Source organism: Pseudomonas sp. 2024-210 (assembly GCF_045062345.1).
Lineage (GTDB): Bacteria > Pseudomonadota > Gammaproteobacteria > Pseudomonadales > Pseudomonadaceae > Aquipseudomonas.
The window spans coordinates 77,856-93,219 of record NZ_JBJGEJ010000001.1; the positions used below are offsets into that span (position 1 = coordinate 77,856).

Annotated in this window: 16 protein-coding genes and 1 pseudogene; 6 read left to right on the top strand and 11 right to left on the bottom strand. The window is 54.4% G+C overall.

Annotated elements, in window-relative coordinates:
- Window positions 1–16: 16 nt before the first annotated feature.
- Both ACI7MX_RS00360 and ACI7MX_RS00365 read right to left on the bottom strand, forming a co-directional pair.
- Entirely contained in the window at window positions 17–511 is a 495-nt protein-coding gene (locus ACI7MX_RS00360) for a methyl-accepting chemotaxis protein (RefSeq protein ID WP_405595979.1), read from the bottom strand.
- A 51-nt stretch (window positions 512–562) separates the two neighbouring features.
- Window positions 563–1,336, bottom strand: a pseudogene (locus tag ACI7MX_RS00365) (PAS domain-containing protein); the annotation flags it as partial.
- Window positions 1,337–1,628: 292 nt separating this feature from the next.
- On the opposite strand from ACI7MX_RS00365, the gene ACI7MX_RS00370 reads away from it, so the two are divergent.
- Window positions 1,629–2,078, top strand: coding sequence for a GNAT family N-acetyltransferase (locus tag ACI7MX_RS00370; protein WP_405586407.1), 450 nt, complete (start codon window positions 1,629–1,631; stop codon window positions 2,076–2,078).
- Here the strand turns inward: ACI7MX_RS00370 and def are convergent.
- From def to ACI7MX_RS00385, 3 genes are all read right to left on the bottom strand, one after another.
- Entirely contained in the window at window positions 2,032–2,571 is a 540-nt protein-coding gene (gene def, locus ACI7MX_RS00375) for a peptide deformylase (protein WP_405586404.1), read from the bottom strand. The genes ACI7MX_RS00370 and def overlap by 47 nt on opposite strands.
- Window positions 2,572–2,573: 2 nt before the next feature.
- Complete coding sequence (locus tag ACI7MX_RS00380; RefSeq protein WP_314484778.1) at window positions 2,574–3,527, bottom strand: YihY/virulence factor BrkB family protein; 954 nt, start codon at window positions 3,525–3,527, stop codon at window positions 2,574–2,576.
- 181 nt (window positions 3,528–3,708) lie between these two features.
- Entirely contained in the window at window positions 3,709–3,900 is a 192-nt protein-coding gene (locus tag ACI7MX_RS00385) for a CsbD family protein (protein ID WP_314484782.1), read from the bottom strand.
- Window positions 3,901–4,099: 199 nt separating this feature from the next.
- Between ACI7MX_RS00385 and ACI7MX_RS00390 the strand changes: the two genes are divergently transcribed.
- Window positions 4,100–4,480: a hypothetical protein gene (locus ACI7MX_RS00390; RefSeq protein ID WP_122783432.1), complete on the top strand. Its 381-nt coding sequence runs from the start codon at window positions 4,100–4,102 to the stop codon at window positions 4,478–4,480.
- Between the two features lie 104 nt (window positions 4,481–4,584).
- Here the strand turns inward: ACI7MX_RS00390 and fadD1 are convergent, their stop codons facing one another.
- Window positions 4,585–6,276 (bottom strand): long-chain-fatty-acid--CoA ligase FadD1, encoded by a 1,692-nt coding sequence (gene fadD1 / locus ACI7MX_RS00395; RefSeq protein WP_314484786.1) that lies wholly within the window; start codon window positions 6,274–6,276, stop codon window positions 4,585–4,587.
- Window positions 6,277–6,625: 349 nt separating this feature from the next.
- On the bottom strand, window positions 6,626–8,314 hold the full coding sequence (gene fadD2, locus ACI7MX_RS00400) for a long-chain-fatty-acid--CoA ligase FadD2 (RefSeq protein WP_405586399.1): 1,689 nt from the start codon (window positions 8,312–8,314) through the stop codon (window positions 6,626–6,628).
- 198 nt (window positions 8,315–8,512) lie between these two features.
- Here fadD2 and ACI7MX_RS00405 point away from each other — a divergent pair, with 198 nt between their 5' ends.
- Both ACI7MX_RS00405 and ACI7MX_RS00410 read left to right on the top strand, forming a co-directional pair.
- Window positions 8,513–9,451 carry an alpha/beta hydrolase gene (locus tag ACI7MX_RS00405; protein WP_405586396.1) on the top strand — a complete coding sequence of 313 codons (939 nt, stop codon included), beginning with the start codon at window positions 8,513–8,515 and terminating at the stop codon, window positions 9,449–9,451.
- Window positions 9,452–9,518: 67 nt separating this feature from the next.
- Entirely contained in the window at window positions 9,519–9,989 is a 471-nt protein-coding gene (locus tag ACI7MX_RS00410; protein WP_123749777.1) for a MaoC family dehydratase, read from the top strand.
- A 55-nt stretch (window positions 9,990–10,044) separates the two neighbouring features.
- Here ACI7MX_RS00410 and ACI7MX_RS00415 read toward each other — a convergent pair whose 3' ends face one another.
- Window positions 10,045–10,512, bottom strand: a complete 468-nt coding sequence (locus ACI7MX_RS00415; RefSeq protein ID WP_405586392.1) for a PA2169 family four-helix-bundle protein — start codon at window positions 10,510–10,512, stop codon at window positions 10,045–10,047.
- 206 nt (window positions 10,513–10,718) lie between these two features.
- On the opposite strand from ACI7MX_RS00415, the gene ACI7MX_RS00420 reads away from it, so the two are divergent.
- The gene (locus ACI7MX_RS00420) at window positions 10,719–10,955 is read left to right on the top strand and encodes a DUF3820 family protein (RefSeq protein WP_122783438.1); all 237 of its coding nucleotides are present in this window, start codon (window positions 10,719–10,721) and stop codon (window positions 10,953–10,955) included.
- Window positions 10,956–10,973: 18 nt separating this feature from the next.
- On the top strand, window positions 10,974–12,161 hold the full coding sequence (locus ACI7MX_RS00425) for an aminotransferase class V-fold PLP-dependent enzyme (protein ID WP_314484803.1): 1,188 nt from the start codon (window positions 10,974–10,976) through the stop codon (window positions 12,159–12,161).
- Window positions 12,162–12,490: 329 nt separating this feature from the next.
- Here the strand turns inward: ACI7MX_RS00425 and ACI7MX_RS00430 are convergent, their stop codons facing one another.
- Genes ACI7MX_RS00430 through zwf form a run of 3 tightly spaced genes read right to left on the bottom strand, consistent with a single transcriptional unit; the run spans window position 12,491 to window position 15,346 of the window.
- Window positions 12,491–13,180, bottom strand: coding sequence for a bifunctional 4-hydroxy-2-oxoglutarate aldolase/2-dehydro-3-deoxy-phosphogluconate aldolase (locus tag ACI7MX_RS00430; protein WP_199750895.1), 690 nt, complete (start codon window positions 13,178–13,180; stop codon window positions 12,491–12,493).
- Window positions 13,177–13,890 carry a 6-phosphogluconolactonase gene (gene pgl / locus ACI7MX_RS00435; RefSeq protein WP_314484809.1) on the bottom strand — a complete coding sequence of 238 codons (714 nt, stop codon included), beginning with the start codon at window positions 13,888–13,890 and terminating at the stop codon, window positions 13,177–13,179. The genes ACI7MX_RS00430 and pgl overlap by 4 nt, the downstream gene beginning before the upstream one ends.
- Window positions 13,877–15,346: a glucose-6-phosphate dehydrogenase gene (zwf, locus tag ACI7MX_RS00440; protein ID WP_314484812.1), complete on the bottom strand. Its 1,470-nt coding sequence runs from the start codon at window positions 15,344–15,346 to the stop codon at window positions 13,877–13,879. The genes pgl and zwf overlap by 14 nt, the downstream gene beginning before the upstream one ends.
- Window positions 15,347–15,364: the final 18 nt, after the last annotated feature.

The following is a 15,364-nucleotide window of genomic DNA, read 5'->3' on the forward strand; positions in this document are numbered from 1 at the left end:
CTGGCGAGCCAGGCCATTATTGCAACTGCAAGGTTGAATTGAACTGGCTGATGGCATCGACCACATGCCTGCTGCCTTGCTGGATTTCCAGGATCGCCTCACCCGCTTCGTTTGCCAGTGAAACCCCCAGTCCAGTTCGGCTCAAGCTGGACTGCATGCTGGTAACGGCGCTCAGCGACAAATCATGGTTTTTGCGTACCACTTCGACAATCTCTACGGTTGCCGCGCTGGTGCGCGCCGCCAGGCTTCTGACCTCGTCGGCCACGACCGCAAAGCCGCGCCCATGCTCACCCGCCCGCGCCGCTTCAATGGCCGCATTGAGCGCCAGCAGGTTGGTTTGGTCGGCAATGCCGCGAATGGTCTGCACTATTTTGCCGATGATGTCGGATTGTTTGCTGACAGCGTCAATGCTTTGCGCGGCCTCATTCAGGTCTTTGGAGATCGCCTCAATCACCTGCACCGTTTGCTGCACCACGTGCGAGCCTTTCTGTGCACAGGCGTCGTTTTGCACCGACGTGCTATGGGCTGATTCTGCCGCGGCTTGCAGATGGGTGACCTGAGCGGTTATGTCGCTGGCAAATTTGACGACTTTATACAAACGGCCCTTGGCATCGAAAATCGGGTTGTAGGACGCTTCCAGAAACACCGTATGACCGTACTTGTCGATCCGCTCAAAACGTCTGGAGTGGTATTCACCGCGATTGAGTGAGGCCCAAAAAGCTCGGTACTCGGCCGACTCACTCTCGGTTTGTCGACAGAACAGGCTGTGGTGCTGACCAACAATTTCGGTCAGGGAGTAATGCACGGTGTCGAGAAAGTTTTGATTGGCATGAATGACCCGACCATCGGGTGAGAATTCGATCATAGCCATAGAGCGACTCAGCGCATTCACAATGCTCTGGTTTTCGTGTTCTTTATTCACCCGCTGAGTGATATCCGAGGCGACTTTGATCACTGAAACGACCTGACCCGTGGCGTCCAATATCGGCATATAACTGGCTTCCAGCCAGACTTCGCGGCGAGATTTGTCGAGACGCAAGTAGGTGCCGCTCATCGGCTGACCGCCCGCCAGGTCACGCCAGAAGGCTGCGTATTCGGTGGTTCGTGTATAGGGCTCTTCGCAGAAGATACGGTGATGCTTGCCGCGAATCTCGTCGAGGGCGTAGCCCGTCACCCGGCAAAAATGATCGTTGGCATCCAGAATGGTGCCATCCGGGGCAAATTCGATCATGGCCATTGAGCGACTGATCGCCAGAATCTTGGCCTGCATTTGATCGAGCGAGCAGCTAAGACGTCTGTTTTCGATGAGGTCGGCTTTGCGATGAAAATCAAACATGGCTCAATCCCTAGGGGTGCTGTCTATTGATAATTCACACCATTCAAAACACAACAAACCGCCTGCGCACTCGGCTCTCATAGGCAGAGATTACGCCTCTCGGGGATTTAAGCACGCTTGATCCAGCCCCCGCAGACGTTGAGCATAGCCAGCCTGAGCAGAGCCGCAAGCAAAATGCCATCAGCCTGTGATGCAGCCCTCAACCCCTGAAAACGCCTCTGCGTGACGCTCAACGAATCAAGCGTTCTCTTTGTATATACTGCGCACGCCTTTGAGCCACGATTCCGGACTTATGACCGCCATTGCTTACGCCCAACTTGACGCGCCTTTATGGCCTTTAATGAACAAGTTTTACCGCACCCATCAGTCCTCGATGAAAGCGAGTAAAGACGCGCAACTGTGGGTAGCCCGAGAGCAGGAAGTCGTCGCAGCCTTGTGTTTGCGGCCAGCCGCCCATGGCTACTGGTTGACGGGGTTGTTTGTCGCACCGGATGTGCGAGGGCGCGGTATCGCCCGCTCGTTGGTCGATGCCGCAGTGTCATCGACCGAAGGGGCGCCGGTATGGTTGTTCTGCGACCCTGAACTGCAAAGCTTCTACGAAGGGATTGGATTCTGTATGGCCGAAGACTTGCCGCACGTGTTGTTCGAGCGCCTGATTCGCTATCAACGCAATAAAGCGATGATAGCGATGGGCATTACTCGTCCGTACCTGATACCAACTCCGGAAACAGCACCTCAGTAAAGCCGAACTTGTTGAAGTCCTTGATGCGCGATGGGTACAGACGACCGATCAGATGATCGCATTCATGCTGAACCACCCGAGCATGAAAACCGTCGGCTACGCGTACGATCGGCTCGCCTTTGGGATCGAAGCCTTCGTAACGAATGTGCTGATGACGTTCTACTGCGCCGCGCAGACCCGGTACTGACAAACAGCCTTCCCAGTCTTCTTCGAGGGCCGGGGTGAGGGGCGTGATCAGGGGATTAAGCAAGATAGTTTGCGGCACGGGCTCAGCATCGGGGTAGCGCTCGCTGTGCTCAAATCCGAAAATAACCATTTGCAGGTCAACCCCAATTTGCGGCGCAGCCAGGCCGACCCCGCCCGCATGCTCCATCGTCTGCAACATGTCGTCGATCAACTGCCAGAGTTCAGGTGTGTCGAACATGTGTGCAGGCACGGGCTTGGCTACACGCAGCAGGCGTTCGTCACCCATTTTCAAGATTTCACGAATCATAATCAGGCTTCATCTGAAGTGGAGGGAAGGGAGTGGTCGCGGCCCAGTCCGGAGACATGCTGTTTTGGATCAGGATCTTCGGACTCATCGAAGGTTTTCTCTCCGGGATCCTTGCCTTCGGCAGACATGTGTTCGATAACAGCGTTCATCTCAGCGCCGAGCAGCAAGACGGCAGCGGAAATATAGAAGTACAAAAGCAACACGATGATTGCACCGATACTGCCATACATGGCGTTGTAATCAGCGAAGGTTTTGACATAAAACGCAAAGCCCAGCGAAGCCACAATCCACACCACCACGGCCAGCACCGAACCCGGCGTAATGAAACGGAATTTCTGCTCCACATCCGGCATCACGTAATACATCACCGCGACGGCCACCATTAGCAGCAAAATGATCACCGGCCAACGCAGGATGGTCCACAGCGTGACCACAAAGTCCTCCAGCCCCACCTGCCCTGCCAGCCAGCTCATGACCTGTGGCCCTAGCACCATCAGTGCCGCGGCAGCCAAGAGCATGCCGGCAATCCCGATGGTGTAAAAAATCGACAGCGGCAGACGCTTCCAGAGCGGACGCCCTTCTACTACGTCATACGCTGCATTCATCGCGCTCATCATCAACCGCACGCCGGCAGAAGCGGTCCAGAGCGCAATGACGATACCGATCGAGACCAATCCACCTTTGGATTGCTGCAACTGATCGATCACCGGATTGACCGATTCGAGGGCTTGGGGGGGTAATACCAGCTCTGACTGCAACCGCAACCAGCTGAAGAAGTCGGGCAAATGCAGAAAGCCAATCAGCGCGATCAAAAACAGAATGAAAGGAAACAGCGAAAAAAGCATCTGATAGGCCAGCGCCGACGCATACGTCGACATCTCGTCGTCAATAAACTCTTTGACCGTACGAACCAGAACTTTGCCCAAAGGCAGGCCTTTCAAGACCGGAAATAACATAGCGTCTCCTTTCGCCGCTTAAATAATTAATGTGTAAGTCAGACAAATATTCAAGGTAAGGGTTTTACCTCAAAAGTAGCTGAATTGGCGACATTGGAAACACGTGTGCAAAAACGGCCATCACGAGGATGGCCGTTTTAGCGTGCAGCCGATGCCCGACGCACCGGCTGCAAGGGTGTAATCAGGCCTTGTCGACGGTGTTCTTGACCGCGTCCTTGGCTTTGCCTACGGCTTGCTGACCTTCACCTTTGATTTCCTGCGCTTTGCCTTCGGCACGCAGCTTGTCATTGTCAGTCGCTTTACCGACGGTTTGTTTGACATTACCTACAGCTTCGTTCGCTTTGCCTTTGATCTTATCGCCAGTGCTGCTCATGGGATTTCTCCTGCTGAAATGTTGGTTGTCATTACCTCGACATAAGAGTTGACCCACTGTGTTCGCGTAGAGTTTCATTTATTTGTGTCGAACATTTCGTCGCTCCACGCAGGTTGGGCTTTATGTTTGCCCGCGAACCCCCGAGAATGCGCGACGTATTCAGGCTACGGCGCTGAAGAACCAAAATTGTAGGAAGGTTATGAAACTCGATAAAAAGCAGGCCATTGCCCGCAGAAATCAGGAATTGGGTGGCGCGGTATTGGGCGTTAACAACTGCCATTTCGCTACGCTCAACACCAATAAAAATATTTGGTGGTTTGATATTCCACTGGCTCGTCTGGCCGTCGGTCAGTACGAATGGGTTCACCTGTTGTTGCATAACCCGAGCACCGACGAATTGCTTCACCTGAAGGTAACCACCGCATTCTTGCGCGAAAAACGCGAAGGCATGGTGGTACGGGCGACGCACAAACGGACGCCGACCATGAGCCTGGAGTTGAGCGCGGACAAAGATTCCTTCCTGCAGGACGTGCGCCCTACTGGCACCGGCGTGAACTTCGCCCAGTTCTTGCAAAAGTAAGACGTGGTGATGGGCTTAAACGCCCAACCCCTGCTAAACAGCAGCGGGCTCCACGAAAAAGCCCCGCATTGAGTCAATGCGGGGCTTTTTTATTTCCAGGCAGCTTACTTTTTCAAGCCCAGCTTTCTCAGCTCTTCGTCACGCAGCTCCCGGCGCAAGATTTTGCCTACGTTGGTCGTTGGCAAACTGTCACGGAACTCGACAATTTTGGGGGATTTATACGCGGTCAGGTTGGCGCGCATATGAACCATAACCTGATCTTTGGTCAGGGTCATACCGGGCTTGACCACGATAAAGACCTTGATCAGCTCACCGGTTTTCTCATCTGGAATACCGATCGCCGCCGATTGCAGCACACCCGACAACGACGCCATGACATCTTCGAGTTCATTGGGGTAAACATTGAAGCCCGACACCAGAATCATGTCTTTCTTGCGATCAACAATGCGCATATACCCGTCAGGCTGAATGATCGCGATGTCTCCGGACTTCAACCAGCCTTCGCTGTCCAGGATCTCGGCGGTGGCGTCAGGTCGCTCCCAATACCCTTTCATCACTTGCGGACCTTTGATGCACAGCTCGCCAACTTCACCCAGTGGCAGTTCTTCACCGGCATCATTGATCACTTTGCACAACGTCGATGGCATCGGGATACCGATCGTACCGATCTGGATTTTCTGAATAGGGTTGACCGACACCACGGGGCTGGTTTCGGTCATGCCGTAACCTTCGCAGATCTCGCAACCGGTCACCGTCTTCCAGCGCTCCGCCACTGACAACTGCAAGGCCATCCCGCCCGACAAGGTTACTTTGAGCGACGAGAAGTCCAGCTTGCGGAACGCTTCGTTATTGCACAGCGCCACAAACAAGGTATTGAGGCCTACAAACCCGGTGAACTTCCACTTGGACAGTTCTTTAACCATCGCCGGCAAATCACGCGGGTTGCTGATCAAAATGTTGTGATTGCCCAGCAACATCATTGCCATGCAATGAAAAGTGAACGCGTAGATGTGGTAAAGCGGCAGAGGTGTGATCAGGATTTCGCAACCTTCGTTCAGGTTGGAGCCCATCAACGCCTTGCACTGCAACATGTTGGCGATCAGGTTGCGATGGGTCAGCATCGCGCCTTTGGCCACACCTGTAGTGCCACCGGTGTATTGCAGTACGGCAACATCGTTGCTGAGCGGGTTGGCTTCATTGACGCGCTGCCCCTGCCCCTTGCTCAACACATCGTTGAACTTGATGGCATTGGGCAGGTGATACGCCGGAACCATCTTTTTCACGTATTTGATGACGCTGTTGATCAGCACTCGCTTGAAGGGCGACAGCAGGTCGGCCACTTCGGTGACAATCACATGCTTGATCGAGGTCTGCGGCACGACCTTCTCGGCCAGGTGCGCCATGTTCGCCAGACACACCAGCGCTTTGGCGCCGGAGTCATTGAATTGATGTTCCATTTCCCGCGCGGTGTACAGCGGGTTGGTGTTCACCACGATCAAGCCGGCGCGGATGGCTCCGAACACAGCGATCGGGTATTGCAGAAGATTGGGCAACTGCACAGCGATACGGTCGCCGGGTTGCAAGTCGGTGTGCTGTTGCAGGTAGGCAGCAAAGGCGCCGGACTGTTCATAAAGCTCGCCGTAGGTGAGCGTTTTACCCAGATTGCTGAACGCGGGCTTATCTGCGAAGCGCTCGCAGGACTGGCGCAACACCGATTGAACATTCGGGTATTGGTCCGGGTTGATTTCGGCAGCAATCCCGGCTGGGTACTTATCCTTCCAAAAGCTTTCAATCATGGAAGCCCACTCCTCAGCGTTGCGAATTCTTCACCGCATTTTTTGCGGTTATTATTTGTTTGATTTTTGTAGTTGAAAACCGTGGCTTTTACTTACCGAGAAGTCACAAAGCGCGCCGAGAGTAGCAGCTTTGCCAGAAGGCGACTAGAGCCAAAAATGGCCTCAACGTCACCAACCTGACTGTAGGACAATCCTAAGTCATCATTAGTGCAACTACTCTATAAATGCTTTCAACTCTGTCCAGCCCGAATATTTACGCCGTAAAAATGAGTATTGCCCGATGTCTTATAGCCAAAAAAATCGCCCACGTGCTTGAAGCAGGTGAGCGATGGCTGCAACCACAGAGGCATCAGGTGATATCGCGCAGCTCTCGACGCAGGATTTTGCCCACCGGGGTCATGGGCAAACTGTCGCGAAGCACAATCTGTTTTGGGACTTTGTAGCCGGTGAAATTGTCTTTGCAGTAGGCTTTGAGTTCTTCAACACTGACCCCACCAGCGCGCGCGACCACAAACAATTTCACGGCCTCGCCCGTGCGCTCATCCGGCACGCCAATCACCGCGCAACTCGCCACCTTGGGGTGGGCCATGACAATGTCTTCGATTTCGTTGGGGTAGACATTGAAGCCTGAAACAATGATCAGGTCTTTTTTACGATCAACAATTCGCACAAAACCATCAGGGTCAATGACGGCGATGTCCCCCGTCTTAAACCAGCCTTCAGCATCCAGAACTTCAGCGGTCGCTTCGGGGTTTTGCCAATAGCCTTTCATGACTTGCGGGCCTTTGATGCATAGCTCGCCGCGCTCGCCAAGGCCCAGATCGGTGCCCGCGTCGTCGATGACTTTCATGGCCGTCCCGGGAACCGGAGTACCCACCGTTCCACTTCTGGCCAGAGCCCCACAAGGGTTGCAGCTGGCGGCAGGCGAGGTTTCTGTCAATCCGTAGGCTTCAACAATGCGGCATCCGGTGAGCTGTTCCCAGCGATCCGCTGTCGCTTTGACCAGAGCCGTGCCACCCGAGTTGGTGATTTTAAGCTTGGAGAAATCCAGTGTTTTGAAATCCGGATGATCCATCAGCGCCACAAACAAGGTGTTAAGCCCCAGAAACGCGGTAAACCGCCAGTTCTTCAGCTCCTTGATAAACCCTTTGATGTCCCGCGGGTTGGTGATCAAAACGTTGTGGTTGCCTGTGACCATCATGCCCATGCAATTGGCCGTGAATGCATAGATATGGTAAAGCGGCAGCGGCGCTACCATGATCTCGCAGCCTTCCTGAAGAATCGGTTGACCCTGTGCGTCATGCTGGGACAGACAGGCCCGTATCTGCTGCATGTTGGCGACCAGATTGCCATGCGTCAGCATCGCCCCTTTAGGCAACCCGGTGGTTCCCCCCGTATATTGCAGGACGGCGGTGTCCTCCAGTGTGACCGGAACGGGACGAAGAACCTGCCCGCTTCCCTCATGCAAAACGCTTTTAAAGCCAATGGCCTGGGGCAGTTGATAGGCCGGTACCAGCTTTTTGAGCTTGTCGACCACCAGGTTTGTGATCCAGCCTTTGGCCGCTGGCATCATGTCGCCCATTTTGGCTTCAATCAGGTAGTCGATCGGAGTAGTGCCCAACACGTCCTGAACACGCTTACCGAACATATTCAAATACACCAGCGCACGCACACCCGCACTTTTAAACTGATGCTGCATTTCGCGCGAGGTGTACAGCGGATTGGTGTTGACCACGATCAGCCCCGCGCGCAGGGCGCCAAATACGGCAATCGGGTATTGCAACACGTTGGGCATTTGCACGGCGATACGGTCGCCAGGCTTCAGGTCGGTGTGGTTTTGCAGGTAGCCGGCAAAGGCCGCGCTGTGACGTTCCAGATCGCCATAGGTTATCGTCACGCCCAAGTTACTGAACGCTGGGCGATCTGCGAACTTTTTACAGGAGCGCTCAAACACATCAACGACCGATGCAAAGGCCGTCATATCAATGTCCTGGGGTACACCGGCAGGACGTTTGTCATTCCAGAAATCAGGTTCCATTATTTTTATCCTCTTACCTGAGCGTGTCTGGCCATATAGCACATGCACTAAAAGCGGAGCTAATGGACGGTATCAGTAATCCCGGAGCTGGCAAATACAGCGAACTTCACCATTTACATCTTGAATCGTATTACTGCGCCAGCACCTGTTCAGGCGCTTGAGCGATACACTGTCTAAGACGTGTGCAAAGGAAGCACCATGAACCATAAACAGTTCTGGCTGGATGCAAGTGACCGAACCACTCTCTTCGTTAATCAGTGGCTGCCAGCGGGCGCGCCCAAAGGCATTGTGCTGCTGGCCCACGGCATGGCTGAACACAGCGGTCGCTATGGCCGACTGGGCCATGCATTGTGCGAGGCGGGATGGGGTCTATACGCGCATGACCAACGAGGTCATGGCAAAACGGCGGAACATCACACACAGGGGCATTTCGCAGATGAAGAGGGTTGGTTAGCCGTGGTCAGCGATGTGGCGACCCTCCATCAGCACATCGACCAGAACCACCCGGGCGTGCCGGTCTTTTTATTGGGCCATAGCATGGGCAGTTACATTGCCCAAGCCTATTTAATAGCTCACAGCCAGCGTTTACAGGGTGCCATTCTCAGCGGCTCAAACTTCCAACCCGTAGCGCTGTACCGCGCCGCCAGCCTGATTGCATGGTTTGAACGCAAGCGACAAGGCCCTAAAGGCCGCAGCGCGCTCATCGAGTGGTTGTCTTTTGGCTCCTTTAACAAAGTGTTCAAACCCAATCGCACCCCTTTTGATTGGCTCAGCCGCGATCCGGATGAGGTCGATGCGTATGCGCGCGACCCGTTTTGCGGGTTTCGGTGCACCAACCAACTGTGGGTAGATCTGCTCAACGGCTTGCAGCAAATCAGTAAAGCGTCCAATCTCACTCGGATCGATTCTGACTTACCGTTGCTGTTGATCGGGGGTGTTTGTGACCCGGTCAGCCAAGGCAAGCGTCTTGAAGATCTGGCCAACGCTTTACGCAGTGCGGGCAGCCAACACCTGCAACTCAATCTCTACCCTCAGGCACGGCACGAATTGTTTAATGAAATCAACCGCGATGAAGTCACCGCAGAGGTTATTCATTGGCTCGATCAAGCCCTGGGCCACTCACGCACGCCCCCGTGATTAGCCAGCTGAGGTTTTAAACAATCCACATTTTGAAATTAAACACTCGTCACAGGACATGCGCTAGATGACTCAGGTTACCAATACACCGTACGAAGCCCTCGAAGTCGGCCAGACTGCCAGCTACAGCAAAACCGTCGAAGAGCGCGATATTCAGCTGTTTGCTGCCATGTCCGGCGATCACAACCCGGTGCATCTGGACCCTGAATTTGCAGCGGCCACCATGTTCAAAGAGCGCATCGCTCATGGCATGTTCAGTGGCGCCCTGATCAGTGCTGCTGTGGCGTGCGAACTGCCCGGTCCCGGCACGATCTACGTCGGCCAGCAAATGACCTTTCAGAAGCCGGTGAAAATTGGCGACACCTTGACCGTGCGTCTTGAAATTCTGGAAAAACTGCCGAAGTTCCGCGTGCGCATTGCGACCCGAGTCTTCAATCAGCGCGAAGAAATCGTGGTGGATGGTGAAGCCGAGATCATCGCCCCTCGCAAACAACAGACGGTCAACCTGCCCGTATTGCCAGCGATCAGCATTGGCTGACAGGCGAGCATAAAAAAACGCCGGCTAGCCGGCGTTTTTTTTAATCAGGCGTGCTTCAAGAGTTAGCGCGCGCCTGATTGCGAAGCGCTTTCACTTGATCGTGATTGCGTTGCACACCATGGTATTGACGCTCTACCAAATCCTTGATGTTAACCAGATTATGTTTGGCAATTTTCTCCAACGCTTCTTTATAAGCTTTCAGCGCATGGTCTTCACCGCGCTCGGCTTCATTAAGAATGGCCGCGTCATCTTTACCTGTGAAAATCGACTTAACATCGACCCAACGGCGGTGCAGATCGCCAGCAACGCTGGTAGATGTTTCAGGGTCGCCGCCCAGTGCGCGAACTTGCGCCTGAAGCTCGGCAGCGGCTGTAGCGCAGTCAGAAGATCGCTTAGCGAAAAACGTTTTTAGCTGGGCGTCTTTAACGTCTTCAGCGCAAGATTTAAAGCCTTCCTGACCGTCTTTACTGGTTTCGATCAAATCGTTCAGGACGCTAATGGCTTCTTTATTGAGGTCAGTCATTGTTCAATTCCTTACACAGTTGAGGATCGTGCAATAGAGATTGCACGCGCTGTGCCAATTCTCATTAAAAATAAAATCCTTATAAAACAACAAGTTATATTTATATAAAAATCTGTATCCGGTTTATTTGCATGATCTGTCATTTGGCCTTCATGCAGAATGCCTGTATTTTCACTTGAATGTTTCACGTCCCCGAAGGCTGCTGCATGAACCCCGAAAAACTCGAGTTACTGGTCACCCGCCAAATGCCATTCGGTAAATACCAGGGCCGAATCATTGCCGACCTGCCCGGCCAGTACTTGAACTGGTTTGCTCGGGAGGGGTTCCCACACGGCGAACTCGGCGGCCTGCTCGCTCTGATGCAAGAGATTGATCACAACGGATTGTCGGATCTGCTCGACCCGTTACGCGCCAAACACGGAAAACCCAAACCTCGCCACTGACTGACAGAGCGCTGCCCCATGCCAAGGATTGAAGAGAACGCCCGCGACGAGAACTTCTGGCACGCCATAGCCGAGCGCTACGATCTGGCCCCAGGCCCGATCAATCTGGAAAACGGCTACTTCGGGCGCATGACCCAAGGGGTCGCACAGGACTATCAGCGCAACATCGACTTTATTAACCGCAGTAACTCGGTGCATGTCCGTCAGCAGTTCGATAACACCCAAAGCCTTGAGATTCGCAATCAACTCGCCGATCTGCTGGGCGTGGAACACGCGAGCATTGCCCTGACCAATTGCGCTTCTGACGCACTGCAATCGCTGATCCGCAACTACAACGGTTTGCAACCCGGCGACCAACTGCTGATCAGTGATCTGGAGTACCACAGCGTTGAATACGCCATGCGCTGGGTCGCACAGCAACGCGGACTCGAAATCATAGAAATAGTCCATGCGCATCCAGCCACCTTTGAAAGCCTGGTGGCCAGCTATCGCGATGCCTTTGAGCGTTACCCCCGCATAAAATTGATGGCGCTGACTCACGTGACCCATCGCACGGGGCTGGTCATGCCGGTCGAGGCGATTGTGCAGGCTGCTAAAGAGCACGGGGTTGAGGTGATTCTCGACGGCGCTCATGCCTTGGGCCAGATCGACTTTGACCTCAAGGCGCTGGGTGTCTCGTTTGCGGGTTACAACCTGCACAAATGGATAGGATCGCCGCTGACATCAGGCTTTATGTACATCGATCCCCTGCGCCTTGCCGATATTGATCCTGATATGGGCAGTGAGCGCTACCCCGAGCCCGATGTGCGCACCCGGGCGCCTTATGGCACGGGCAATATCCCGGCATGGCTGACCCTGCCCAAGGTGCTGCAAGAACATAAGGATTTGGGCGGCTCGACAGCAAAAGGCGCCCGCCTGAACTACCTGCGCGACCTGTGGGTGAATGAGGCTCGAAAGTTGCCCGGCATCGAGGTGCTGGTGCCGGATGATCCACGTTTGCAATGCGCAATTACGTCGCTGCGGTTCACCCAACTAACGGATCAACAGCCGATGGTTGAGCGCCTGCTCACGGATTACAACCTCTTTACGGTTGTGCGCGAAGGTGCAGCGTGTGGCAGTTGCATTCGGATTACGGTAGGCCTGGCCACATCGGTGGATGACGTTAACCAATTGATCAAGGCGTTGCAGGAATTGGCGCAGGGGTAAAGCCCCTCACCCTAACCCTCTCCCATAGGGAGAGGGGACTAAGAGCAATGCAAATCTGCGCAACGCCGCAATTCAGCGCCCGCTCCCTTCCTTAAGGAAAAGGGACTAGGAGCAAATGCAAATCTGCGCAACGCCACATTTCAGCCCCCTCTCCCTTCCTTAAGGAAAAGGGACTAGGAGCAAATGCAAATCTGCGCAACGCCACATTTCAGCCCCCTCTCCCTCCGGGAGAGGGTTGGGGTGAGGGCTGCTTTATATACAGGCAAAAAAAAGGTGCGCCGACCAAGCGCACCTAAAAACCGTAGAACATACAACACATCAGTACACAATTACTGATCCAGCAGCGCCAGCGCCTCAGCCGTGCATTCTTGAATGCGCGCCCAGTCACCGTTTTTGATCCACTCGCTGTCGAGCATCCAGCTGCCGCCCACACACATCACGTTTTTCAACGCCATGTAGCTGCGGATATTGGCCGGGCTCACTCCGCCGGTCGGACAGAATTTAACTTCGCCAAACGGCCCACCCAGCGCCTTGATGGCCGCCACACCGCCACTGACTTCAGCCGGGAACAATTTGAAACGGCGATAACCCAAACCGTAGCCTTCCATGATTCCGGACGCATTGCTGATACCTGGCAACAGCGGAATATCACTGGCGACACTGGCTTCGAGCAAGTCTCGGGTGATGCCTGGCGTAACAATAAACTGTGAGCCGGCTTCTTCGGCCGCCGCCAGCATGTGGCGATCCAGCACCGTACCCGCCCCGGTCACCAATTCTGGCCGCTGCTCGCGCAACACACGAATCGCCTCCAGGCCAAACTGGGAACGCAAGGTGACCTCAAGCGCGGTCAGACCACCGGCAGCCAGCGCATCGGCCAAGGGCAAGATGTCCTGCTTACGGGCGATGGTGATCACCGGAAGAATGCGTGCCTGAGCACACAGTTGGTCGATCAGGGCGACTTTATCGGCCATCGAAACGTTCGCAGTTTTTATTGTCATGGCAGCTGATCCTTGGCTCATGGGCACCAGTAAATCTCTAACGTAGGTTGCAGAAAGGCACGAATTGGCAAGGCCGCTACATCGGTGCCCGCCAGCGCGTCATTAAGGGTGTTCAATTTGGACTGTCCCTGAATCGACAGCACTGTGTGCCTGGCACTCGCCAACAGGCTACGGCTCATGCTTAAACGTTGATGCGGCACGGTCGGTGCCAGCATCGGCCAGCAACGACGCGGATTATCCACATCCAGGGCGGCAGCCAGATTCGGGCTGTTTGGAAACAGGGACGCGGTATGCCCGTCGTCGCCCATGCCCAAAATCAGCACATCAATCGGTGACAACTCTGCCAAGGCTTGATCCGCGTGCTCGGCAGCGTCTTCCAACGTATTGGCCGCGTTATACAGCCCCACAAACCGTGCTTTGGTCGCAGGGCCCTGCAGCAAATGTTTTTTAAGCAAGCCGGCATTGCTGTCGTCATGTTCAACCGGCACCCAGCGCTCATCTGCCAGACTGACGACAACCTTGGACCAATCAACAGGCTGCTTGATCAGGCTCTGGAAAAACGCTACCGGGCTGCGCCCTCCAGACACCACCAAGGTCGCCACGCCTTGACGGGCAATGGCCTCATTCAATTGAGCAGCAACCGTTTTTGCCAGTTCTTCAGCCAATTGGGCCGGTGTTTTGAACGTATGCGCGTGCACACCTTCTGGCAGCTTCAAATCAGATATCACCATACCAAGACCTCCCGTCACGGGTTATCAGTGCAATGGAGCTCATCGGCCCCCAAGAGCCAGCCGCATAGGGCTTGGGCGCATCGCCCGACTTCTTCCACCCTGCTATCAACTGGTCGCACCACTTCCATGCCGCTTCAATTTCATCTTTGCGTACAAACAGGTTCTGATTGCCGCGCATCACTTCAAGCAAGAGACGCTCATAGGCGTCAGGAACCCGCTCACTGCGATAAGTGTCGGAAAAATTCAGTTGCAGCGGACCGCTGCGCAATTGCATGCCTTTATCCAGACCTTGATCTTTAGTCATCACACGCAAGGAAATGCCTTCGTCCGGCTGCAGACGAATAATCAGCTTGTTACCGATTTGCAGGCGCTGTTCCGGCGCGAAGATGTAGTGCGACGGTTCTTTGAAGTGGATAACAATTTGCGACAGCTTTTGTGGCATGCGCTTACCTGTGCGCAGATAAAACGGCACACCTGCCCAACGCCAGTTACGAATATCGGCACGCAGGGCGACAAACGTTTCGGTGTCGCTCTGGGTATTGGAGTTTTCTTCTTCCAGATAGCCCGGCACCGACTGGCCTTCGCTGTAACCGGCAATGTACTGACCGCGTACGACCTGCGTCGTCAGCCCTTCCGGTGTGATTGGCGCCAGCGCCTTGAGCACCTTTACTTTCTCGTCACGAATGCTGTCCGCCGACAGATCCGCGGGTGGGTCCATGGCGATCAGACAGAGCAACTGCAACAAGTGGTTTTGAATCATGTCGCGCAGTTGGCCAGCCTTGTCGAAATAACCCCAGCGCCCTTCAATGCCGACTTTCTCGGCCACGGTGATTTCAACGTGAGAGATATAGCGTTGGTTCCACTGGGTTTCAAACAGGCTGTTGGCAAACCGCAACGCAATCAGGTTTTGAACCGTATCTTTGCCCAAATAATGGTCAATGCGGTAAATACGGTTTTCCGGAAAGTACTGCGCGACAGCATCGTTGACTTTGCGCGAGGACTCGAGGTCCGAGCCGATAGGCTTCTCTAGCACGACGCGGGTATTTTCAGCCAGACCGACCTTTGCCAGGTTTTCGCAAATCGCCCCGTACACAGCTGCAGGCGTAGCGAAGTAGGCAATCAGACGCTGAGCCGTGCCCGCCTGTTCCGCTAACGACACATAGTCGTGCGGATTAAGAAAGTCCACATGCAGGTAATTCAGACGCGCTAGAAAGCGGGTCAGTACGTCCTCTTCGATTTCCTTGCTGCCCACATACTGGCGCAGTTGACTGTCGATGCGCGCCAGATGCGTCAACGCGTCGCCGGGCTCACGAGCCAATGCGAGAATTCGCGTGTCGTCATGTAAAAGACCGGCACGATCCAGCTGATACAAGGCAGGAAACAGCTTGCGCAAGGCCAGATCGCCCAAGGCGCCGAACAAGGCAAAGGTGCACGGTTCAACCGTTATCGAAGGCATGATGTTGGTTCTTTTATC

Coding starts and splice junctions, on each gene's coding strand:
- ACI7MX_RS00370 (WP_405586407.1), top strand. CDS start 1,629: ATGACCGCCATTGCTTACGCCCAACTTGACGCGCCTTTATGGCCTTTA.
- def (WP_405586404.1), bottom strand. CDS start 2,571: ATGATTCGTGAAATCTTGAAAATGGGTGACGAACGCCTGCTGCGTGTA.
- ACI7MX_RS00380 (WP_314484778.1), bottom strand. CDS start 3,527: ATGTTATTTCCGGTCTTGAAAGGCCTGCCTTTGGGCAAAGTTCTGGTT.
- ACI7MX_RS00385 (WP_314484782.1), bottom strand. CDS start 3,900: ATGAGCAGCACTGGCGATAAGATCAAAGGCAAAGCGAACGAAGCTGTA.
- ACI7MX_RS00390 (WP_122783432.1), top strand. CDS start 4,100: ATGAAACTCGATAAAAAGCAGGCCATTGCCCGCAGAAATCAGGAATTG.
- fadD1 (WP_314484786.1), bottom strand. CDS start 6,276: ATGATTGAAAGCTTTTGGAAGGATAAGTACCCAGCCGGGATTGCTGCC.
- fadD2 (WP_405586399.1), bottom strand. CDS start 8,314: ATGGAACCTGATTTCTGGAATGACAAACGTCCTGCCGGTGTACCCCAG.
- ACI7MX_RS00405 (WP_405586396.1), top strand. CDS start 8,513: ATGAACCATAAACAGTTCTGGCTGGATGCAAGTGACCGAACCACTCTC.
- ACI7MX_RS00410 (WP_123749777.1), top strand. CDS start 9,519: ATGACTCAGGTTACCAATACACCGTACGAAGCCCTCGAAGTCGGCCAG.
- ACI7MX_RS00415 (WP_405586392.1), bottom strand. CDS start 10,512: ATGACTGACCTCAATAAAGAAGCCATTAGCGTCCTGAACGATTTGATC.
- ACI7MX_RS00420 (WP_122783438.1), top strand. CDS start 10,719: ATGAACCCCGAAAAACTCGAGTTACTGGTCACCCGCCAAATGCCATTC.
- ACI7MX_RS00425 (WP_314484803.1), top strand. CDS start 10,974: ATGCCAAGGATTGAAGAGAACGCCCGCGACGAGAACTTCTGGCACGCC.
- ACI7MX_RS00430 (WP_199750895.1), bottom strand. CDS start 13,180: ATGAGCCAAGGATCAGCTGCCATGACAATAAAAACTGCGAACGTTTCG.
- pgl (WP_314484809.1), bottom strand. CDS start 13,890: ATGGTGATATCTGATTTGAAGCTGCCAGAAGGTGTGCACGCGCATACG.
- zwf (WP_314484812.1), bottom strand. CDS start 15,346: ATGCCTTCGATAACGGTTGAACCGTGCACCTTTGCCTTGTTCGGCGCC.